The 19,910-nt window shown below is 52.5% G+C and carries 21 protein-coding genes and 1 tRNA gene; 14 read left to right on the forward strand and 8 right to left on the reverse strand.

The window, feature by feature from the left end; all coding sequences use genetic code 11:
* Positions 1-5 precede the first annotated feature (5 nt).
* Positions 6-4,232: a translocation/assembly module TamB domain-containing protein gene (locus AVHM3334_RS06485; RefSeq protein ID WP_284410672.1), complete on the forward strand. Its 4,227-nt coding sequence runs from the start codon at positions 6-8 to the stop codon at positions 4,230-4,232.
* Between the two features lie 32 nt (positions 4,233-4,264).
* Here the strand turns inward: AVHM3334_RS06485 and AVHM3334_RS06490 are convergent, their stop codons facing one another.
* Both AVHM3334_RS06490 and AVHM3334_RS06495 read right to left on the reverse strand, forming a co-directional pair.
* The gene (locus AVHM3334_RS06490) at positions 4,265-4,774 is read right to left on the reverse strand and encodes a guanylate cyclase (RefSeq protein ID WP_284410673.1); all 510 of its coding nucleotides are present in this window, start codon (positions 4,772-4,774) and stop codon (positions 4,265-4,267) included.
* A gap of 431 nt (positions 4,775-5,205) precedes the next feature.
* A tRNA-Arg gene (locus tag AVHM3334_RS06495) sits at positions 5,206-5,281 on the reverse strand.
* Between the two features lie 53 nt (positions 5,282-5,334).
* Here AVHM3334_RS06495 and AVHM3334_RS06500 point away from each other — a divergent pair.
* Both AVHM3334_RS06500 and AVHM3334_RS06505 read left to right on the forward strand, forming a co-directional pair.
* The gene (locus AVHM3334_RS06500) at positions 5,335-5,787 is read left to right on the forward strand and encodes a hypothetical protein (protein WP_284410674.1); all 453 of its coding nucleotides are present in this window, start codon (positions 5,335-5,337) and stop codon (positions 5,785-5,787) included.
* A 290-nt stretch (positions 5,788-6,077) separates the two neighbouring features.
* Positions 6,078-7,712 (forward strand): N-6 DNA methylase, encoded by a 1,635-nt coding sequence (locus tag AVHM3334_RS06505; RefSeq protein WP_284410675.1) that lies wholly within the window; start codon positions 6,078-6,080, stop codon positions 7,710-7,712.
* Here the strand turns inward: AVHM3334_RS06505 and AVHM3334_RS06510 are convergent.
* Entirely contained in the window at positions 7,709-8,896 is a 1,188-nt protein-coding gene (locus AVHM3334_RS06510) for a phospholipase D-like domain-containing protein (protein WP_284410676.1), read from the reverse strand. The two genes, AVHM3334_RS06505 and AVHM3334_RS06510, sit on opposite strands and share 4 nt — an antisense overlap.
* Before the next feature lie 303 nt (positions 8,897-9,199).
* Between AVHM3334_RS06510 and AVHM3334_RS06515 the strand changes: the two genes are divergently transcribed.
* The 5 genes from AVHM3334_RS06515 (at position 9,200) to AVHM3334_RS06535 (ending at position 13,295) form a co-directional block, all read left to right on the forward strand.
* The gene (locus tag AVHM3334_RS06515; RefSeq protein WP_284410677.1) at positions 9,200-9,673 is read left to right on the forward strand and encodes a hypothetical protein; all 474 of its coding nucleotides are present in this window, start codon (positions 9,200-9,202) and stop codon (positions 9,671-9,673) included.
* 181 nt (positions 9,674-9,854) lie between these two features.
* Positions 9,855-10,775 (forward strand): hypothetical protein, encoded by a 921-nt coding sequence (locus AVHM3334_RS06520; RefSeq protein WP_284410678.1) that lies wholly within the window; start codon positions 9,855-9,857, stop codon positions 10,773-10,775.
* Position 10,776: 1 nt separating this feature from the next.
* The gene (locus tag AVHM3334_RS06525; RefSeq protein ID WP_284410679.1) at positions 10,777-11,280 is read left to right on the forward strand and encodes a DUF1240 domain-containing protein; all 504 of its coding nucleotides are present in this window, start codon (positions 10,777-10,779) and stop codon (positions 11,278-11,280) included.
* Positions 11,281-11,343: 63 nt separating this feature from the next.
* The gene (locus AVHM3334_RS06530) at positions 11,344-12,063 is read left to right on the forward strand and encodes a DUF6710 family protein (protein WP_284410680.1); all 720 of its coding nucleotides are present in this window, start codon (positions 11,344-11,346) and stop codon (positions 12,061-12,063) included.
* 239 nt (positions 12,064-12,302) lie between these two features.
* Positions 12,303-13,295 carry a replication initiation protein gene (locus AVHM3334_RS06535; protein WP_284410681.1) on the forward strand — a complete coding sequence of 331 codons (993 nt, stop codon included), beginning with the start codon at positions 12,303-12,305 and terminating at the stop codon, positions 13,293-13,295.
* A 308-nt stretch (positions 13,296-13,603) separates the two neighbouring features.
* Here the strand turns inward: AVHM3334_RS06535 and AVHM3334_RS06540 are convergent, their stop codons facing one another.
* From AVHM3334_RS06540 to AVHM3334_RS06550, 3 genes are all read right to left on the reverse strand, one after another.
* On the reverse strand, positions 13,604-13,897 hold the full coding sequence (locus tag AVHM3334_RS06540; RefSeq protein ID WP_284410682.1) for a hypothetical protein: 294 nt from the start codon (positions 13,895-13,897) through the stop codon (positions 13,604-13,606).
* Positions 13,898-14,012: 115 nt separating this feature from the next.
* Complete coding sequence (locus tag AVHM3334_RS06545; RefSeq protein ID WP_284410683.1) at positions 14,013-14,318, reverse strand: hypothetical protein; 306 nt, start codon at positions 14,316-14,318, stop codon at positions 14,013-14,015.
* A 173-nt stretch (positions 14,319-14,491) separates the two neighbouring features.
* Complete coding sequence (locus AVHM3334_RS06550; RefSeq protein WP_284410684.1) at positions 14,492-15,253, reverse strand: hypothetical protein; 762 nt, start codon at positions 15,251-15,253, stop codon at positions 14,492-14,494.
* A 133-nt stretch (positions 15,254-15,386) separates the two neighbouring features.
* Here AVHM3334_RS06550 and AVHM3334_RS06555 point away from each other — a divergent pair, with 133 nt between their 5' ends.
* From AVHM3334_RS06555 to AVHM3334_RS06565, 3 genes are all read left to right on the forward strand, one after another.
* Positions 15,387-15,743, forward strand: a complete 357-nt coding sequence (locus AVHM3334_RS06555) for a helix-turn-helix domain-containing protein (protein WP_271466929.1) — start codon at positions 15,387-15,389, stop codon at positions 15,741-15,743.
* Between the two features lie 42 nt (positions 15,744-15,785).
* A complete protein-coding gene (locus AVHM3334_RS06560; RefSeq protein WP_284410687.1) occupies positions 15,786-16,619 on the forward strand; it encodes a hypothetical protein in 834 nt (277 codons plus the stop codon).
* 107 nt (positions 16,620-16,726) lie between these two features.
* Positions 16,727-16,927: a hypothetical protein gene (locus AVHM3334_RS06565; RefSeq protein WP_284410689.1), complete on the forward strand. Its 201-nt coding sequence runs from the start codon at positions 16,727-16,729 to the stop codon at positions 16,925-16,927.
* On the opposite strand, the gene AVHM3334_RS06570 is transcribed toward AVHM3334_RS06565, so the two are convergent.
* Positions 16,924-17,106: a hypothetical protein gene (locus AVHM3334_RS06570; RefSeq protein ID WP_284410691.1), complete on the reverse strand. Its 183-nt coding sequence runs from the start codon at positions 17,104-17,106 to the stop codon at positions 16,924-16,926. The two genes, AVHM3334_RS06565 and AVHM3334_RS06570, sit on opposite strands and share 4 nt — an antisense overlap.
* A gap of 177 nt (positions 17,107-17,283) precedes the next feature.
* The gene (locus AVHM3334_RS06575) at positions 17,284-17,622 is read right to left on the reverse strand and encodes a hypothetical protein (RefSeq protein ID WP_284410693.1); all 339 of its coding nucleotides are present in this window, start codon (positions 17,620-17,622) and stop codon (positions 17,284-17,286) included.
* A 521-nt stretch (positions 17,623-18,143) separates the two neighbouring features.
* Between AVHM3334_RS06575 and AVHM3334_RS06580 the strand changes: the two genes are divergently transcribed.
* The 3 genes from AVHM3334_RS06580 (at position 18,144) to AVHM3334_RS06590 (ending at position 19,800) form a co-directional block, all read left to right on the forward strand.
* Positions 18,144-18,977, forward strand: coding sequence for a DNA-methyltransferase (locus AVHM3334_RS06580; RefSeq protein WP_284410695.1), 834 nt, complete (start codon positions 18,144-18,146; stop codon positions 18,975-18,977).
* Between the two features lie 13 nt (positions 18,978-18,990).
* Positions 18,991-19,347, forward strand: a complete 357-nt coding sequence (locus AVHM3334_RS06585) for a hypothetical protein (protein WP_284410697.1) — start codon at positions 18,991-18,993, stop codon at positions 19,345-19,347.
* An 84-nt stretch (positions 19,348-19,431) separates the two neighbouring features.
* Positions 19,432-19,800, forward strand: a complete 369-nt coding sequence (locus AVHM3334_RS06590; RefSeq protein ID WP_284410698.1) for a helix-turn-helix domain-containing protein — start codon at positions 19,432-19,434, stop codon at positions 19,798-19,800.
* Positions 19,801-19,910 lie beyond the last annotated feature (110 nt).

Genomic DNA, 19,910 nt, shown 5'->3' on the forward strand with positions numbered 1-19,910 from the left:
ACCCCATGGCAGACCGCCCCTCTCGCAACCCTTACGCCGCCGCAGCGGCCCCTGCTCCCGCCCCCCGGCGCGGCTGGCGCATGGCGCTATGGACTTTGGCGGCGCTGCTGGCGCTGGTCGCGATCATCGTCGGCGCAGCCTGGTGGTGGGCCGGCGGCCAAGCTTCGCTGGCGAGCACGCTGGACCGGGCCGCGCGCTACCTGCCGGCCGACCAGCGGCTGGAAACGCGCGACGTGACCGGTTCGCTGCGAGCGGGCGGGCACATCGGCTGGCTGCGCTGGAGCAGCCCCACGCTGGCGGTGGAAGTCAACGACGCGCGAATTGCCTGGCGCATCGCACCGCTGCTTCAGCGCCAGCTGACGCTGGGCGAAGTGCACGCCGCCGAGGTGCGCATCACCCCACAGGGCCCGCCCCGCACCGAGCCTGATGCGCCAACCCAACCGCTGGAATCGCTGGTGCTGCCGCTGCGCATCGACCTGCCGTTCCAGGTGGATTCGCTCACCTGGGCGGCGCCGAACCCCGTCACGACGCAGGGCTTGGCGGGCCGCTACCGCTACGACGGCGCACACCACCGTCTGGTGGTCGATCACGTGGCGTTCGCCCAAGGCTTGTACTCGGGCCAGGCCACCGTCCAGGCCCGGTCGCCCATGGCGCTGGAACTGCGGGCCGATGGCACCGTGCGCACGGCCTCGCCCGGCGGTGGAGACGACCTCGAAGCCAAAGCCCATGCCGAGGCTAAAGGCACGCTGGCCACCGCCGCGGCGCGCCTGCAGATCACCGCGCAACTGCAGGCCCAGGCCGCAGCGCCGTTGCCAGGGAGTGCACCGCTGCCCGCAGCCTCCACGCCGGCAGCCAACGCCGCGCGTTCCTCTCCCCGTTCTCCCGCTGCCCGAGCTTCCGGAGCAGCGGCTGCCAAGCCTGCGGCCCGCACGGCGCCGGCCGCCGAGCCGATGCGCGCCGACGTGCAGGCGGAAGTCGCGCCCTGGGCAACGCAGCCGCTGGTGCAAGCCAAGGCCGACGTCGCCTCGCTCGACCTGGGCGCCCTGTGGCCCCAGGCGCCCGCCACCCAGTTGAGCGGGCAAATGCGCGTGGACCCGGCAGCGGCCGCCCCCGGCGCAGCCACCACCGGCTGGACCATTGCAGCGCAACTGCGCAACGCGCTGCCCGGCCCTTGGGACCAGGCCAGATTGCCGTTGGAGGGCATCGACGCCCAGGTCGCTTTCGATGGAGCGCAATGGACCATTCCAGACGCCACCGCCCGCATCGGCAACGGCACCGTCGCACTGCAAGGCCGCTTCACGCCCGCCACGCGTGCGATGGAAGGCCGCGCCGAAGTGCGCGGCGTGCGCCCCAGCGCCCTGTACAGCACGCTCGACGCAACGCCCGTCGCCGGGCAGGCGCAGGCCCGCAGCGAAGGCGGTGATGGCGACCCGCTCATGCGCTTTTCGGCCGACCTGCGGGCCACCGGGGCCGCGGCGCCTCGCCGCGCGGGCACGGGTACCAGCACGGGTACGGCGCTGCGCGTCGAGCGCCTGAACACGGAAGGCACCTGGCAAGGCAGCCGGCTCACGCTGGCGCGCCTGCAGCTGGATGCGCTGCAAGCCCAGGTCAACGCACAGTCGCTGCAGATCGGCACGGCCGACCTGTCGGTCAAAGGCCAGTTGCAAGCCACCGTGCCCGGCGCCACCGCCAAGCTGGACGGCCAGATCGCACCGCGTGCGGGGAACGGGCAGCTGGAACTGCGCGTGGCCGACGCCCAGCGCGTGCAGCGCTGGATCGAGTCGCTGCCCGGCATGGCCACGGCCCTGCGCGGCGCGGCCATGCAGGGCGACGCCGAGTTCACCACGCGCTGGAACGGCGGCTGGCAAACCTTGCAGGGGCAATTGCAGGCGGCAGGCTTGCTTTCGCCCGCCGCGGCGGGCACGGCCCGCGCCGCAACTGGCGAGCGGTTCGAATGGCAGGCCCGGCTAGCTGCGCCGCGTTTCGATGTCTCGCTGCCCGCCAACGGCTCTGCCGCGCCCCTCGCTGTTCGGCTCACGGCTGTGCGCGCCGACGTGGCGGGCGGGTTGGCCCAGTCCACGCTGTCGCTGGACGCTGAAGCGCGCGTGGACCGGCGCCGGCTCGACCTGCGCTTGCGCGGCACTGCAGGCACGACGGCGCCCGGGCAATGGAGCGCTCAGATCACCGAACTGCGCGCCCAGGCTCGCGATGAGCAATTGCCCGGCCCGTGGACGGTGCAGTTCAACCAGCCTCTGTCGATCACCACGCGCCAGTCGGCTGGCCTGCAGGTGGAAACCTCCGGCGGTGGGGCGACCGTCTCTGGCCCTGCGCCAGGACAGGTCACGCTGAACTGGGAGCCCGTGCGCTTTGCGCAGACCGCCAACGGCGCGATCGCGCTGCGCACCCAGGGCCGGCTGCAAGGGCTGCCCATGGCCTGGACCGAAGCGTTCGGACCGCAGGGCCAGGAAGCCCTGCAGCGCCTGGGCCTGGCGGGCAATCTGGTGTTCGATGGTGACTGGGACGTGGACGCTGGCGAAACCCTGCGCGCCACGGCCAGTGTGCGGCGCACCAGCGGCGACATTCGCGTGCTGGCCGGCAGCGCCCCCCCGGCGACCACCGTGGTGCGAAGCAGCGGCCAGGGCCAGGGCGCCGGCCGAGCGCAAGCCAGCGAAGGGCCCGGCACGCCCGCCGGCGTGCGCCAGGCCGAAGTACGACTGCAGGCCGAGGGCGACACCGTGCGGGCAAGCGTGCAATGGGACAGCGAGCGTGCGGGCCGCGTACAAGCCGACGGCAGCACCCGCCTGACCCGTGCCGACGGTGGCTGGCAATGGCCCGCCGATGCCCCGCTGGCCGCTACCGTTCGCGCCCAATTGCCGGACGTGGGCGTGTGGTCCGCGCTCGCACCACCGGGCTGGCGCGTGAAAGGCACGCTGGACGCCAACGTTGCCTTGGCGGGCAATCGCGCCGCCCCCCGCTGGAGCGGAACGCTGGGCGCCGACCAGTTGTCGGTGCGCTCGCTCATCGACGGTGTGGACCTGCAGGACGGGCGACTGCGCGCCACCTTGAACGGTGACCGGCTCGACATCACCGAATTTCGCGTGAACGGCGGCCAGGGCAGCAACGCGCGCATCGCCGGCTTCAGCGGCAATCGCACCGCAGCCCCGAAGGACGGCGGAACCCTCACCGGCAAAGGCAGCGTGTCGTGGAGCACAGGCGGGAACGCCGCGGCCTCCGGCATCGCCATGGACTTCGACGCCGAAGCGCGCGCGCTGCAGGTGCTGGTGCGTGCCGACCGACAGGTCAGCGTGTCCGGCAACCTGCAAGCGCGGCTGCGCCAGGGGCAGTTCACGCTGCGCGGCAAGCTCACGACCGACCGCGCGACCATCATCCTCCCCGAAGCCGGTGCGCCCAGCCTGGGCACCGACGTAGTCGTGCGTTCGGCGGCCAAAGACCGCGAAACGGTCAAGCAGGCCGAACGCGCAGGCGAGGCCGCTGGCCGTGTCGAGGCCGCCAAGCCGCCGGACATCGCCGTCACCCTGAACCTGGGCGACGACTTCGCGCTGCAGGGCCATGGCATCACCACGCGACTGGCCGGAGAGCTGGAAATCCGCGGCGCCACCGTGGCCGGAGCGCCGCCCCGCGTCACCGGCGAAGTGCGCACCGTGGAAGGCCGTTACCGCGCCTGGGGACAGTCGCTCGATGTGGAAACGGGCCTGGCGCGCTTCAACGGACCGTATGACAACCCGGCGCTCGACATTCTCGCCATCCGGCCCAACATCAGCGTGCGTGCCGGTGTGCAGGTCACCGGCTCGGCCAAGGCGCCGCGCGTGCGGCTCTATTCCGACCCCGAACTGCCCGATGCCGAAAAACTCTCCTGGGTGGTACTGGGCCGCAGCGGCGCAGCCGGCGGCGCCGAGGCCGCGCTGCTGCAACAGGCCGCGCTGGCGCTGCTCGGCGGCAACGGCAATGCCGGCGCCGGCAACTTCGCCAAGCGCGTGGGGCTCGACGAGATCGGGTTCAAAGGCCCGGGCTCGGGCGAGGATGCCTCGGCGGCCGCCCTCACCTTCGGCAAACGCCTGTCCAAGGACCTGTACGTGACCTACGAACGCAGCCTCTCGGGCGCCTTGGGCACGCTGTACATCTTCTACGACCTGACCAAGAGCTTGACGCTGCGCGGCCAGACCGGCGCACAAAGCGCGGTGGACCTGATCTACACGGTGCGGTACGACTGAAAGGACTCAGACAGACCCGCCCCGAAAAGCCTTCAGAGGGCCGCCACTGCCCTGGCGGCCTGCGGAGCGCAGTCCATGCGGCCATCCAGGTGCTGCAGATACGGGTAAAGCAGCCCGCCCGCCGCCTGCAGCAGTTCGAATTGAGGCTGCGCCAAACTCTGCTCGATGAGGTCGAAATGGCACAGCGTGCCGTACAGGCCACCGCGCGGGTACGTCACCGGCACCCCGTGGTAGGCCACGACCACGCCGCGAAACGAACTGGAAAGCAGCCGCTCGTCATGCATCGAGTTGTCCACCAGCAATGAACCATCGCGCAGCACGAACTGGCAGAAACTGTCGTCCAGCGCCACCACGGCCAGCGCCTCGGGCCGAACCTCTTGCTGCTTGTCGTAGAGAAAGACGTTGATGAGCTGCGACTCGATCACCTGAAAGATTCCGGTGTACCGGTGCGCAATCCCATGATTGAGCGCCTCCATGGCGGGAAAGAGTCCCTCCGCCTGGAGCAGGGCGTGGAACTGTGCGGGCGTCATGGGAAGGGTCATTGCGGCAGGCATTTTAGAGGGCCCCCGGCACTGGACGCCGTACCAAAACGGAAACGCTTCGCGCGGCCAAGCCACGGCCGCGTCCGCCGGGGGCACGACCGCCACCCCTTTACAATCGCCCGTCCTCCTCGTAGTTCAATGGATAGAACGAGTGCCTCCTAAGCCATTCCGGGTGGTGACATGCGACTCCTAAGTCGTTGATTTCATTAGAAATCAAACCTCTGAAATCCACCCAAATCCGCCCAGTTCCAACCCACTCTTGGAACAAATTTGGAACGTGGAACGGGCACAAAGTGAGGCTTAGGACGGTCAGATGAGGCACTGAAAAGCGTGCCCCAGAAGCAAAAACAGGTAGCGCATGGCTACCTATTTTTTTGCCCAGAAAATAGCTCTGCGCTATCCAAGGAGTGGAACCCATAGGGCTCGTTTGATGGTGCCCCCGACACGAATCGAACGTGTGACCCTCTTCTTAGGAGGAAGATGCTCTATCCACTGAGCTACGGGGGCCAGCGCTGTACTATAGCAGCAGGAAAAGCCCTTAGACAAGAACGAGCCCGAAGATGGTAGACCAACAACTCATTGATTATTTAAGGTCAAAGACCAAAGGCAAGTTGTTGATGTCGCCTGAACAATTGGCTGAAGAGATTGGCATTCCTACAAAGCAACAATCTAAGCTTAGAAAGGAAGGCCGGTTTCCTATTCCCTTCAAGAACATTGGACGGTTGGTCTACTACTCTATCTATGATGTTGCCGACTTTCTCTTAAATGGTGAAACAGCACCTTCCAAGGAAGTCCCACAGAAAGCACCTGCGCCGATCGTCATCAAGAAGAAAGGTGTCAAGCCCAAGGCACATGTCCAAGATCTATCGCACATCTTCATGCTGCGGGCCTTCGCACAGTCCTTGGAAGAGCGTGCTATGACTATGCTTTCCTTGGCAGAGAACTTGAAGGACTATGCCAGCAAGAAGGAAATGATGGAGAGCTTCAATCGGCAGTTTCCAATTAAGCACTAGTTTTTACTAAGTTTTTGTTGCGAAGATGGGCACCGGGGGTGCCCTTTTTTGTTGACGCCTCCATCGTACCCCGCTAACATCATGTCATCTAAGTAACATCACATAAGGCACATGATGGCCATTGGAGAATCCGGGAGAATTGTCCTAGAGATAGACCCCGATCTTAAGAAGAGACTTTATGCCTGTCTCGCCCTAGAGCAAATCACACTAAAAGACTGGTTCATCAAAACAGCCGAAGAATCGATGAAGCGAAAACACCCAGAAATCTTCACCGCAAAGAATAAAGAATAATGAACTTCATTGAAAACGAATCGGAGCAAAAGCTACGTGGAGGTTATTACACCCCAGAAGACTTGGCAACTTATATTGCCAAATGGATTTCAAAGAGTAATCCAAAAGACGTATTGGAGCCTAGCTGCGGCGATGGTATTTTTTTGAAGGCATTTCACAATGTTGGCAAAACGGAAAATCTTCATTTCCACGGCTTTGAGTTGTTCGAGGACGAGGTTGCCATCGCAAAAAAGCGAGCCTCGCAATACAAGATTAAGAGCACGATTAAGTGCGCTGACTTTCTGGATCATGCCATCAGGCTTATGACTACAGAGAGAGCTGAATATGATGCGGTAGTTGGCAATCCACCATTTATCCGCTATCAGTATCTTCCAACAGAATCTCAAGAAAAGTCGGAGATTATCTTTAAGAGCGAACAACTCAAATTCACCAAGCACACGAACGCGTGGGTCCCATTTGTCATTGCAGCAATCAAGACTTTGAAGCCTGGTGGTAGGCTTGGGATGATTTTGCCCGCTGAAATCATACATGTCATGCATGCACAATCACTTAGAACTTACCTCGGTGAGCAATGCAGCAAGCTACTTATCATTGATCCAGAAGAAATTTGGTTTGAAGGCACTCTGCAAGGCGCCATCATTCTTTTTGCAGAAAAGAAGCAAGAAATCAAAGGTCATTCTTATGGACTTGGTATCTATAAAGTAGCTGGCAAGAACTTCCTAAAAGAGGATCCAGAGAAAACTTTTGAGAACACACCGCGTATCAATGGTGAAACTGTTGAAGGTAAGTGGACACAAGCCCTTTTGACCAGTGAAGAAAGAACACTCTACAAGTCGCTATTGAAACTTGATGAAGTTCATAAATTTCATGACATTGCCAAAGTGGACGTTGGCATCGTCACCGGTGCGAACAAGTTTTTCTTGGTCCCCAATCAAGTAGTTCATGAATATGGATTGGCAAAGTTCGCTCATCCAATGTTTGGACGAAGCGAACATTGTCCCGGTCTTATCTATGATGAGAAGCAGCATCAAGAGAATGCTGAAAAAGGCAGCCCCACCAACTTCATCCTTATTAAAGATGAATTGAGCAAGCTTCCCAAGAAGGTGAAGGAATACATCGCTCTTGGTGAGTCTGAGAAGCTACATACTCGTTATAAGTGCAGGATCAGAAAACCTTGGTATACCGTTCCTTCTGTGTATTCAACGAGGATTGGCATGCTCAAACGCAGTCATGACATTCCAAAACTAGTTCTTAATACTGTTGAAGCCTATACGACCGACACAGCATATCGGATTAGAGCCAAGGAAAATATTGCCGCTGACAAGCTTGTCTTCTGCTTTTTAACGGCGCTGACTGCTTTGAGTGCAGAACTTGAAGGCCGTCACTATGGAGGCGGAGTTCTTGAGCTTGTTCCTTCTGAAATTGAAGAACTAGCTATTGCCTACCCCAAGAAGCTCACCAAATTTGATTTGGAAGCCTTGAATGGTGTTTATAAAAAAGAAAGTGCCCCTGAAATTCTTGAACAACAATCAAGAATTGTCTTGGGGGCACTTGGAGTTACCACTGAGCAGCAGGCAACTTTACTAAATGCTTGGAAGCGTTTAAAGAATAGGCGACAACGAATCAGTGATTAATCAATCTCAATCATAAACTCCGGGGGATTGGAATCTTTTCTATGCAAGGTCATAATCCGCCTTAGCAGGTCATCTTGCGCGATGAGGTTCTTTGCATCGCCCCAGCTAATATTGGTCATCGCATTATTCTGTAGATATGATTTGGACGTCGTATCAGTATTATGCGAAATCTTCAAGTCAAAGGTCCCTCTATATTCACCTTTGGTGAAAATATGAACCTTGATTTGAGCCCTCTCATAATGAGGCTTGGATGCATCAACGGCCCAACCCACATCAACAAAAACTTCATCACGGAAGTAGTGTCGCTGATCTATTCCCTCCATAGCACCTTTTTTCCATAACATAGAGCCAGTTGGATTAGTATTTCCTCCAGTAGGAATATTTAAATCCCGCTCTTTCAGCTCTTTGCCCTGCCATACCAAGTAGTAATCTTGGGTATTGGGTTTCGCAATGCTAGGACGACGGGTAATTTCCTCTTTTCCATTTTCTTTGACGATGATTTCGTCAATAAATTCTTTACCAGCCCTCTTTTTGGAGACTGGAAGTGGAAACTTCTTGAATAGCTTCATCAAAGGGGTGCTATCACCTTTTCCCTTTGATGGCCTGGAGCTCTTCTGCTTTATTACTACAGTTTCATCAACAACTCTACCACTCTCAAAGATTTCTCTAATATCCTTCTTGCTCTTGATATTCAGAACATGCTCAGGATGAGCAGCGGCAAGGTGATTAAATATTGCCTCAGTCTGATCAACAAAACTCTTGTCGTCAGCAGTGCTCAAATCAAGATCAAGGATAGAACTAGCTTCAATATTGTTGTGTAGGCCGCCAAAAGTCAGATTGGCACTACCTATGATTGCTGTTGCTGATTTTTTGAATTTTGCGAGATATATCTTGGGGTGAAAGATGGTAGTGCGTGACCCTGTATCAACCACATAAAGGTTCGCACCAGTCTCCAAAATCACTTCCAGGGCCTGATAGGAAGTGATGTCGTTTCGGACGCCAACGAAGACAGCACACTTTCCCTTGTTTTTTTCTAGTGCAGCCTTGATGACAGCAGCACCTTGACTCTTCGCAAAGGCAACACTGATCAGTAGCTTGTCCAGGTCCTTGCCAAGGGCCTCTTTGATGATAGTTGAATGATCTTCCTCAGTCACTGCTTGCAGTAGGAACCGTGCCTTCGCCATGTATGCCCTCCAAGATGTTACGCAATGATATCAAGGAGACTGGCATCTGACCAGATCGCGACATGCAGGTGGCACTCATGACCTTCATCAAAAAGAAAGGTCTACGCTAATTTTAAATATCGCCAGTCAGATTTATTGAATCCTCCGGTTTTTCAGAAAAATATCTTCGCTAGAAAACAGCGAACCAGTTGACGCTTGTTGTTCTTGCTCCTAGAGTACATTCATCAACAAGCAAAGGCACTGTAGGAGCTTGTTGAGCATTTCAAGCAACTACAGTCTTACCATCACTACTGGAGAACTTACATGGCAGAAGCCAAGAAGCTGACCCTCGCTGACATCCTCGCAAAGCGCAAAGAGTTTGAAGAAATGGTTGCAGCTCAGATGGAGTCCGAGCGCCCTGCTGCTCTGGCTGGTGTGTTGGAACAAATTAAGATGTTCAACTTCACAGCCAACGAACTCGGCCTTCATGCAGCATCTACGGCACGTTCTTCCTCTGTTGCCAAAGGTGCTGGTGGCACCCGCACCATGAACAAGCCGCTCAAGTCAACGAAGGGGGACGAAACCGGCGTGTGGCTGGCCCACCCGCCCAAGTTCTTGGAAGCTGAAGGTTGCTTCACCACCTATGAGAGCGGCAAGTCCATTGATGCATGGTTGGTCACTCCCACCGAAAAGAAGGCCAAGCTCAACCTCCTGAAGAAGCTGTCCAGCCGTCTGGGCAAGAAGCCCACCAAGGAACAGTTGGGTGAGATCACCGAAGCCGAGTTCAAAGCAGCCTAAACTTGGCTCCCTCAGCAAAAAGCACCTTTAAGGTGCTTTTTTATTATGGGATCAATAAATGAAATTTATTTCAAGGCATCTAGTGAAATGAGTTGCGATTTGATGCAACTCAGCCATTCGCCATGACTGGTCTGTCAAGACTGGAGTGAGAGAATCTTGCCTCTTTAATAACGGAGGGAAGATGTCTGCTGATCTCGCTGCAACTTTTTACACCATGAGCTACGGGCAAGAACTTGCCAAATCCATGGAGACCAACCAAGCTGATATTCTTGTTTTAACGTTTCCTCAATATTTCAGCATATTGGAGGATAAGACCAAGAACAACCCAAGGCTCGAAAACACTATCCGGACCATTCTTGCAAATACATCGTTCGGGAAGTATTGGAAAGGGACGTTTAGTCCGAATGCTTCTCAGCCTTGGGTAGGGCCAGCGGCACAAAGTGCCAATGACATGATTGCGATAACGAAGACATTGAACGCAATTGGGATGGCAGGCATTACTAGCTATGTGAAGACATCAGCCACTGGCACTTACATTATCATCAAAGGGTATGCTGCGCACCGTGGGGGGGCTCTTACTGGAACAAGATACCTCGCCACCAATCCATTGATGATAAAATTTGGACTTGGAATTCAAAGCTTGAAGGGGATTGCGATTGGTGGATTTATTCTCGGTGTAACTGTTTCAACAGGCATGGAAGTTCTAGACTTTATTTTTAACAATGAAAAGACTATGTATGACCTTGTAGGTGGTATTGGCGTTGAGGCAGTCAAAGGAGGACTCGGAGGGCTTGTAGCTTATGCAATCGCTAGCATTTTCGGTGGTGCTACTGCAATAGCAATCGCTCCCCTAGTTACTATGGCTTTCGTCGCTTTTGTGGCGGGAACTTATCTCAATTATGTTGACGAACAGTACCAAATTAAGTCCAAAGTTATTGCGGCGCTAAAGAATCTGCCCGACAATATGCCTCAGGGTTTTTATAAGGTGGATGAGAGATCACAATCCTGGCTTGCGGCTATAAAAAACAGTTTTAATAATGTCGAAAGAAAAATAAATAACGAGTTGATCGATTGGCTTTGCCCTATATGTCGGAGATATTGATTTGAAAAACAACCCCAGTCGTCAAGAAATATTAGATCTACGAAAGAGACTGTGGCTGGGGATTCCCGCTATATTTCTTATGTTAGGATTGGCCTACCTAGTGGGAATGCCAGAAATTAAAACAACGGTAAGCGATTTGATGAATCAATCTGCCACAGTTAGGATATCTGTAGCGGTATTTGGGACTTTTTTTCTAGTGCCGTTGCTTATTCTAGTTTTAATTATTGTTGTTTTAAAATGCATACCCATTAGGTGGGGGGGTATGAATTTTATAGTCAAATTGTTAAACATAAATATTTTTGCGGCGGCTGCTTTTATGATTGTTGGCGTGCCTGTGCTGACATTCTTGCAGTATCACTACATGCCTCAACTTGGATACTCAAAGTGCAATATATTAAGAGGGCACCCAAATATGTGGTTCAACGACTGGGTTAAGAATCCAGAATGGTGTGTGCAAGGAAAAGATAGGGCTTGGGTTTTGCAGCAAGCGCAGAAGATAAAATAAATTACATCTTTCCACTCAAACGTTTTAGCGCAACGGGAATAGTTACTGAGTTTGCCACAAACCATGACAGAATCTTTTAATAAGACAAAGGCGCCAAGTAAGATTTGGCAAAGACTTTTCAAGCCACCAATACCTCAGAAAGACGAATTCGATCATATTCTTGAATTCGCATTGGAACTTGAGAAATCCAATCCTGAATCCCTCATCAGCTTGGTTAGAGCATTACTGCGCCCTCTTCAGTCAGATTTACTGATCTCTGCTATTGAACGAGAAGCACACAAAGCGCGTGGCGAAGTAGAAAGCTATAAGTTTTTCATGCCTTATGGTCCGACTAGGCTACAAATGGGATTAGAGAGCCCTCAGCTCAATCCAGACGACTTCACCATTCAACTCAGTTGCGATCCAATTCTGCCCTGCCCTTGGCAAAGGGATAGATACACAGGAACCCTCTCATATATTGGCAAAGGGAAAAAGGCCGGAGTATGGAGGGAAGATTCCAATCATAAGGCCGTCATTTGGCTACCTTGGGGAATCGTCTTCGTTCATGGCGGCAATCACTCTATAGCAGCGGGCATCCTCAGTGGCGAAGGTACTCTTAAACCATCTGAGGTTTATGACATGACGCCTTTATTGGAGCAAATTGAATGCGATGGCAACAATTACCTATCTAAGCCTGACAGAACCACTATATGCAAAGTCCATGACAAAAGAATTGCGGCCATTTTTGAGATAGGCCGAATTATGAAGAGGCAAAACATCACTCCGATGCAAGGCATGCTGTGAAAATTTCTTAGCCTTTAAAATGCACACCTCCAAGATTTGACTTTTCCCATTAAATTTCGTAAAACAAATGGAGAAATGAAAAATGCCCAAGCAGCAAACTTGAGCATTTTAGAAATTCAGGAATAAGAAGAAGCTGTGACTGGCTTTGACCTGATGTAAATATTAAAACGTATTTAATATCAATTGTCAAGAGCATAACATATTAATTCCTGTATTTCGCAAGAAAACAAGGAGTTTTTATGTATGCGAGTTTTATTCAGGCTTTACCTGACAAGGTGAGAAGCACAGACGATTTTCAGTATGGGTGCAAGTTTAGGAAAAAAGACAAGGCTCTAGAGCACTTGTATGTAGAACTTCCCCAGTCCTATAAGAAGTACATTGCCTTAGACATAGATAGACCTGGTGCAGCCTACTTCTGGGACAGCATTGGACTTCCTCCACCAACCTTTGTAATGGTCAATCCAGAGAATGCCCATTGCCACTATCTCTATGAGTTGAACACCCCCGTTTACTACACAGAGCAAGCCCGCAGAGCCCCGCAGAAGTTCTTTGAAGCTACAGACATAGCCCTCACCAACATGCTGGGGGCCGATCTAGGTTATGTCGGTCACTTCGTCAAGAACCCTCTTCATCCTCACTGGCGCCTCATCCACCACCCAGCCAGTTATGACTTGGACGACTTCAAGGAATGGGGCGTCGATCTCAGGGGCCACAAGCATAAGCAACGCCTCATAGAGTCACCAGAGGGCCGTAACACCACCCTCTTCCACACTTTGAGGCGCTGGGCCTACCGAGACGTCTTGCAGCAAGGCTCCTATGAGCTTTTCCAGCATGGCGTGAACTCCAAGGCACTCTCCCTCAACGGAGCCTTCCTTGACTGCGAGAAAGGCATACTGCCAGCCAAAGAAGTGCTCTCCACCGCTAGGTCTGTTGGCACATGGACATGGAGGCACAGGGCCACCATAGGGCAGCAGAAGAACCGTGGGGTCATGCAGCTACCAGCGGGCATGTCCATAAAGGCCAAGCAGGCTGCTGGAGCTTCCTATGTCAATGAAGCCAGAAGCAAGTCAACAACCGAAGCCGTTCTCGAAGCAGCCATTGCGTTGAGAGCAGCAGGCACGCCCGTCACACAGCGATCAGTAGCCATCCGTGCTGATGTGTCCTTGCCATCAGTCAGACGACTATGGAACGAAGTGGATAAGGCGCTTGGGCTTTACAAGAAGGCGGCTTGATTTCTGGTGCAGGGAAATTTATTTGCTTTCGCAAATATTCTTTCTTTGCTGACGTACTTTTCATTTATCTTCATGAAAAGATACTTAGTTTAATTTTCAACTATATGATCATCCGGTGCTATCAGATATATACCCATTCATGGGTGATCCCAGCAAATAGAATTCCGAAGGACTTACAACCTGAATCCACGATCCCGACAGGGCATCACCAAAGAAAATCAGATGTCCGCAGGACTAAAGAAAAGAAGATAAAGAAAAATTGGCGGATCTAAATATTGACGATAAAAAAGCACCCGAAGGTGCTTCTTTCATTTATTCATCCACTGTTTAAAAATTTCCCTCAAGCCTGCATGCCGAAGAATCATTGATTCGCAGAATTCAGGATTCTCTTCCAAAAACTGGTAGAGAGGGTACTTGTCAGGCTCAATCAACAAGCCTTCTTTCTTCACATCAATGATCAGGTCAGCAAACTGAGGCGGTGGTCCAATAAGAATCAAGTTAGGGTAAGCCAAAGCAATCAGCGTGTCGCCAATCGTTTTGTTGGTGTCCTTGCGAAAAACTGGATCAATGTGGGCTTCAAAAAATGCCAGATAGATGGTCATGATGTCCATGTGTGGTGCTACTACGTATTCGCACCCCAACAAGGTTCTGACAGAAGCTCTTTTGCAGCATCTCTATTCCTCAATAAGTTGCCCCCATTTTATGGGGGCGTCTTGATCAGCTCAAGAAGGTGTGACCGCAGCGGTGGCAGAAGAAGCCGCTGTCATACAGAGCCTTCCACTTGGGGAACTCCACTTTATAGACTGCCGACTTCTTGCGATAGCTCCAGACTGCATGTGCAAACACAGCCCAGAGTGCCAAGTTCATGTAGCGGAAGATCGCGTCAGGACCGCTGGCCGCGAGCCACGGTGAACTCACCAGAGGCAGCACGCCCAGAGCAAACACAGCCCAGAGCGCCGGTTTCTTCGGAGGGCTGAAGCGCTGCGCAAGGCTGGTCTGGCTCACACCGTTCACGGTGCCCACGTAGCCCGCTGCACCACTCCCCACACCCACCCCTGTCACCGTGCCAGAACTGAGGGAGGTGCCGCTATCCAGAATGACGCGTACGGACTGCACATGGTCGCTGCCGCACTTGGGACATTGGATACCCATTTCTATCTCGCTTTCTTGGTTGGCTTGTCTAGATGAACCGGCAGTTACTTGGCTGCACGCTTCACAGCTAGATTGCTAGCCACGGTGGATTGCGGGTTGCCGTACAAGGTAGCCAGAACGTCCCAGAAGGCAGTAGAGCTAGCTGGGCCGTCACCGCCGAAGCCGTCAAAGTGGTAGGCAAGGCCAAGGGCATGGCCGAACTCGTGGGTCACGATCTCTTGGGTCACATCGCAGCGGCCATTGCCCAGATTCACATAGACAGGACTGGAGGCAATGCCGTTTTGCTGGTCAGGCTGGATCGGATTGCCGACGTTGGGGCCGATAGCCACATTGGCACAGAAGCCGGCATAGTTGGTGGAACCCGCTGGCACATACGACGTGCCATAACTCACACGGATGAAGTTGCCACTTGCAGGCAGGGTGTCGGTGGCCTCCATGACCAAGGAGCCAGAGAGCTTGGTGTTGATCTGGGCAATGGAGGCGCGAACCTTGCCCGCGTAGTCTTGCTCAGTGGCTGTAGCAGGAACAGGCACATACACCGCAACCTTTTGGGCATGGGTTCCAGACCAGCGCCATGTGCCAGCAGGCCGGTTACCCGGCAAGAAGTCAATGTTGCTGGACTTTACGTTGGCGACGACTTGCGCATCGGAGGCCGTCACGTTGTCCTCTCCCGCAGGTTGCGGACTGGTGGGGCTTGATCCGTTGGGTGGTGCAGATCCTGCGCTGCCGTCACTTCCTCCCCCACCACATGCCACCAGGCTCATCGCCAGGATGTTGGCTGCTGCCAGCTTCAGACTGAGATGCATCTTTGCTACTTTCGTTAGAGAACTTTGGGCACCAACCAGACTTTTCAGGTTGATACACGACTCTAACGCATGTTCATCTTTCGGCGTTGACTCACAACCATTGAAGTTGTCTAACGAAGATGGAACCAGTAGCATGCCCCCACAGAACACACCACACCTTGAGCTATTCAAGAGCATTGGGCGCACGCTGGCCCAGCGCCGAGAAGCCAAGGGCCTGACTCAAGACCAAGTGTCTGAAGCCTTGGGGATAGGCACAGAGGCAGTCTCCCGCATGGAGAGAGGGATCACCATGCCGACCGTGCAGCGGCTGGCCGAGTTGGCAGAGGTGTATGGGTGCGGGATCGATGAGCTACTGATTGCCAGCAGCACACGGAGCAACGACCAGGCCGAGCTGATCGCTCAAGTGCTCCAGACCCTGCCAGACGCCGACAGAGCCATGATTGTTGAGGTAGTGCAGAAAATTGCGGCTAGATTGAAGGATAGGCTGTAAATTTATCAACTAGCATTCAAAGAATTGAAAGAAACCCTCCAAATGAAAAATTCCTTCTACTATCAATCTGACGAATATGACCGACAATCCCAAAGGTTTGTCATTCCGCTGTATTTAAAAGATGAAATAGAGAATTTTCATTTTTCATCTACTGGCACATTGATAAAATACCAAAACCATCATTATATTTTATTTGCAGCACACGCACTACGCACCGAGGAAGATTTTCAAAAAATTCACATGATGCTAGTCAATGGAGAATTCCTCCCAATACACGATTTATCAATCGGGCATAAAGTCTTTGAAAAAGAAGATGTGGTCATTGTTGATTGCTTCAACCAAAGGCTTGATGGGAAAAACTACTTTGACCTTGAGCAAAAAAGCCTTCTTGGCTTTGACAAAAGACACTTTACATGGATCGGCTTCCCCGCCAGCCTCTCAGAAATAAAAACGATTGGCAAAACCATTACTCCCGCCACGCTAGTCAATAGATACGTCCACAGTGATTCCACAGGAGTTTATCTAACCAGTGCAAAGTACTACAAAATAACCTCCAAGTTAATAAACAACAATGCGATTGAAATCACAGGAAAGTATTCGCCCAAGGACGCATCATTGAAATACAAAGGAAAGGTCAGCACAGCTTACCACCCCAAAGGGATGAGCGGCGGGGCTATGTTCTTCTTTGCAAAAAAACAAATATTAAAGCCCAGTCTTGAAGATACGTTTCGATTCGCAGGAATCGGATTAGAATATTTAAAAGATGAAACTATTCGCGGTGTACCCGCACGAAGAATAGTTGAGCTTTTAGATGAATTTGACCTAGCCAATCCATTACAGTTTCATTTATCAGAAGACACTCACCAACCAAGTTGAGCACTTATACCTACGGTTGGATCATCATTATTACAGCTTAGATCCACTTTGTTTTTTACGTAGAAGCTACGCTTTGCACGTCACTGCAGTTATAGCAAACAAAGCAAATGAGCTTCAAGCAACCTATGCAATTCATGGACCAACGCACACAACTTAGCGAAACTGCGGAGGATATCTTGTCGCAGTGGATCAAGAATCAGCCGTTCCACCAAGAGCAAGTCACTTCAAGCAACGGTGGGCTCTCACCAGAGCAGGCAGACATCATCATCGCTATCCGCAAACGGATCTCAGCACAGAAAAACTACTAAGAAGCACCTTCGGGTGCTTTTTTAACGCCTGTTGTATTTGAGTTATAGAAATTTCCCTGCACCATAGCATGCCAAGAGACAAATTCATTATCAAATCCAGCAAGAAGCTGAAAGCACTTCATCACATACACAAGTATTGTCGCCACATCAAAGACCAGCAAGAGCGAGATGAATTGCAATCCAAAGTCATGTTTGAAATCAAACTAGCAATATTTCTGCTTGATCAATACTTGGGCATCGACAACATAGACAAGTGGAAAGCACCCAAGAATTCTTAGGTGCCGTTCTCCCTTGGCATTACGCCAGTGGAAGGCTTGACCTTCCTTCCGACAGATATGAAGCAGGTGGCAAGCACTTCACCACCTGATCTTGATTCCCGAAGCTCCATCGCTGTTGAGATACTTTTCTCTCAGCGACAAGATGTCCCGCTTAACCGCATGCTTGGACTTTTGAGGTGTGGTTTTAAGTATCGGCTTGATACCGTGCGCCGCGTTGAACTCTTCTTCAGAGAGCTTGATAGCACGCAAATACCACTCCCTGGTCCCGTCAGCACCTTCTACAGCAGGCCCATCATCGCGGTGTAGTTGCCCTCGCTGATACCAAGCCGCAGCACCGCTGGCCGCTTCTATCGCCGGCCCGTCAACACGGTGCAGCATGCCCTTCAAATACCAGCGACAGCTACCGTCTGCGTTCATGACGGCAGGGCCATCTGTGCGGTGTCGCACACCAAATTGCCACCATTCTTCGCCGCCCCTCTCCCCACATGACAGCAGGGCCGTTTATACGGTGCAGCTTGCCGTGCAAGTACCAAGATTGCGTTCCATCTGACTCAATACAAGCTGGACCGTCTTCTCTGTGTAGTTGATCGTTGAAATACCATAGCTCTAAATCATCCTCATGGTAAAGGCCATTTTTCATTTATTGACTCCTTCACCCTCCTGACAACAAGCTAGCAAAAAACCACAAACGATCAAGAGCAATCGGTTATCGACTTAAGCACCTTCGGGTGCTTTTTTACGACCCTACGTTTTTCTTGGGCTCCCCAAGAACGCATTCATAGATCTTAGAAGACGACAAGCGTACAGTTCGTTTTGTTGATTGGCGCAAACGACATTCAACATACAGCGATCAAATTGGAGTTCCCAGCGGTCACCCGCATCACACCTACTTTCATACGGAAAGGAGGATTAAACATGAATTAAAAAAGGAGTTCATCATGAACAAAACAAAAGAAGACTATTTTTCTGTTAATTATTTTGCGCACACCGACAGCCACAGGGGCCTCAAAAAGATTTCGAGCGAGTCTATCGATCTGGTTCTCACCGATCCGCCTTATGGCATTGCTGATGCCACCAAGCTCACCAAAAAGGGCTCCCAAATCGTCAGCACCCAGGAAGCATGGGGCAACGACTTCAACGACAGTTGGGACAACGTTGAAGATTACTATGAGTGGATCAAACCTTTCATTGCTGAGTTCATCCGCGTTTTGAAAGACGATGGTTCTCTTATTCTTTTCTTGGATAGGAAATACACAGGCTTCATCATTCGCTGCCTTGAAAAAGACTTCAGCTTGAACTTCAAGAATAAAATTTACTTTAGGAAGAAGAACCCTGTCCCCAGCATTCGCAAGAAGAACTACCGCAGCGCAGTTGAAGAGGCCGTCTGGTTCACCAAGGGCAAGCAATTCACTTTCAACTTTGGACCGCAGGCTGACATGGTGCAGTGGTACGAAGGCTCTATTGGCAAGAAAAAGACTCACCACCCTACAGAGAAGTATTCATGGATGGTTGAGCCTCTTATCAGGAACCATAGCAAGCCAGGTGATGTGGTGCTTGACGCCTTCGCGGGATCAGCGACCACTTTGGTGATTGCCAAGCAGCAAGGCCGCAATGCCATTGGCTTTGAAAGTGAGCCTTGGTTCTATGAGATGGCCAGGAACAGGATCTGCAAAGAGCAGCTTGAACTTGCATTCCACGCTACCTTTGACGACGAAGCCATCGTGCGCGAGTTGAACCGCGTCATGGACAACGAACTTGCTGCATTGGCTTAAGGAGGGGCAGAATATGAAAAGCACTACCTGCCTCCAATATTGCGTTAATGGTATGAGTGACCGCATCTTCAGCTTCGCCAAGTCCAAAGACGGCAAAGCATTGCTTCACTTCTGCAAAAAGAACTTCACCAGCCGGGAAGTCCAGATCAGGGAACTCTTGATTGCCTACAACAGCTACTTCATGGTTCAAGCGGCCATGCAGCTCAAGGGTATGCCCAAGACACCTATGTCTGTCATCAAGTTTATGACCTCCGAGGAATTTACCCGACTCAATGATGAGTTGGTGAAGACAGTGGAAGGCAATCTCACAATGCTTTTGTCATGCCTGAGCAGCAAGCAAAAAAGAAAGCTTGACGAACTCTTTCAATAAACAAAGCACCCAATCGGGTGCTTTTTATAGACAACTTTCCCTATTATAGTCAAATCATATGAATTTAACTAAACAAGACGCACCATGAGCCGCCAACTACAACTTAGACACCTCGTAGGTCAACGCATTGCCAAAAAGCGCAGGGAGGCAAAGCTTTTTCAAAAAGATGTAGCGGAACAGGTGAGCCTAAGCACAGAGGGCTACGCTAGGTACGAACGAGGGGACAGTTCTCCAGACATCGAGTTGCTTGATCAATTGGCTAAGGTATTCCAATGCTCAATTACAGAATTGATTGTAGAAACTAGCGTTGGTTTGTCTGCACAGGCGCAACACATTGCCGATCTTCTTGAGGGCGTGTCCAGCAGTGATCGGGATGAAATCGTCAAGATTGTTGAAAGCATTTGTGCCCTTTCACACAAGAAGCAGAATAAGCTAATCAGCCATAAACCATGAGTGTGTAGGTTCAAGTCTTGCGACAGTCATAGAAATTCGGCAAAAATTTAAGCAATCCTGCGGAAGCTCCTATTTCATTTCAGAGCACGCTCAGAAATAAAACAGGTCAA

The sequence above is a fragment of the Acidovorax sp. SUPP3334 genome (assembly GCF_030159055.1).
Lineage (GTDB): Bacteria > Pseudomonadota > Gammaproteobacteria > Burkholderiales > Burkholderiaceae_C > Paracidovorax.

What these genes read in the sequence shown, in the direction of transcription:
- AVHM3334_RS06485 (WP_284410672.1), top strand. Translation starts at nt 6, where the DNA reads ATGGCAGACCGCCCCTCTCGCAACCCTTACGCCGCCGCAGCGGCCCCT.
- AVHM3334_RS06490 (WP_284410673.1), bottom strand. Translation starts at nt 4,774, where the DNA reads ATGACCCTTCCCATGACGCCCGCACAGTTCCACGCCCTGCTCCAGGCG.
- AVHM3334_RS06500 (WP_284410674.1), top strand. Translation starts at nt 5,335, where the DNA reads ATGGTAGACCAACAACTCATTGATTATTTAAGGTCAAAGACCAAAGGC.
- AVHM3334_RS06505 (WP_284410675.1), top strand. Translation starts at nt 6,078, where the DNA reads ATGAACTTCATTGAAAACGAATCGGAGCAAAAGCTACGTGGAGGTTAT.
- AVHM3334_RS06510 (WP_284410676.1), bottom strand. Translation starts at nt 8,896, where the DNA reads ATGGCGAAGGCACGGTTCCTACTGCAAGCAGTGACTGAGGAAGATCAT.
- AVHM3334_RS06515 (WP_284410677.1), top strand. Translation starts at nt 9,200, where the DNA reads ATGGCAGAAGCCAAGAAGCTGACCCTCGCTGACATCCTCGCAAAGCGC.
- AVHM3334_RS06520 (WP_284410678.1), top strand. Translation starts at nt 9,855, where the DNA reads ATGTCTGCTGATCTCGCTGCAACTTTTTACACCATGAGCTACGGGCAA.
- AVHM3334_RS06530 (WP_284410680.1), top strand. Translation starts at nt 11,344, where the DNA reads ATGACAGAATCTTTTAATAAGACAAAGGCGCCAAGTAAGATTTGGCAA.
- AVHM3334_RS06535 (WP_284410681.1), top strand. Translation starts at nt 12,303, where the DNA reads ATGTATGCGAGTTTTATTCAGGCTTTACCTGACAAGGTGAGAAGCACA.
- AVHM3334_RS06540 (WP_284410682.1), bottom strand. Translation starts at nt 13,897, where the DNA reads ATGACCATCTATCTGGCATTTTTTGAAGCCCACATTGATCCAGTTTTT.
- AVHM3334_RS06550 (WP_284410684.1), bottom strand. Translation starts at nt 15,253, where the DNA reads ATGCATCTCAGTCTGAAGCTGGCAGCAGCCAACATCCTGGCGATGAGC.
- AVHM3334_RS06555 (WP_271466929.1), top strand. Translation starts at nt 15,387, where the DNA reads ATGCCCCCACAGAACACACCACACCTTGAGCTATTCAAGAGCATTGGG.
- AVHM3334_RS06560 (WP_284410687.1), top strand. Translation starts at nt 15,786, where the DNA reads ATGAAAAATTCCTTCTACTATCAATCTGACGAATATGACCGACAATCC.
- AVHM3334_RS06565 (WP_284410689.1), top strand. Translation starts at nt 16,727, where the DNA reads ATGAGCTTCAAGCAACCTATGCAATTCATGGACCAACGCACACAACTT.
- AVHM3334_RS06575 (WP_284410693.1), bottom strand. Translation starts at nt 17,622, where the DNA reads ATGAACGCAGACGGTAGCTGTCGCTGGTATTTGAAGGGCATGCTGCAC.
- AVHM3334_RS06580 (WP_284410695.1), top strand. Translation starts at nt 18,144, where the DNA reads ATGAACAAAACAAAAGAAGACTATTTTTCTGTTAATTATTTTGCGCAC.
- AVHM3334_RS06585 (WP_284410697.1), top strand. Translation starts at nt 18,991, where the DNA reads ATGAAAAGCACTACCTGCCTCCAATATTGCGTTAATGGTATGAGTGAC.
- AVHM3334_RS06590 (WP_284410698.1), top strand. Translation starts at nt 19,432, where the DNA reads ATGAGCCGCCAACTACAACTTAGACACCTCGTAGGTCAACGCATTGCC.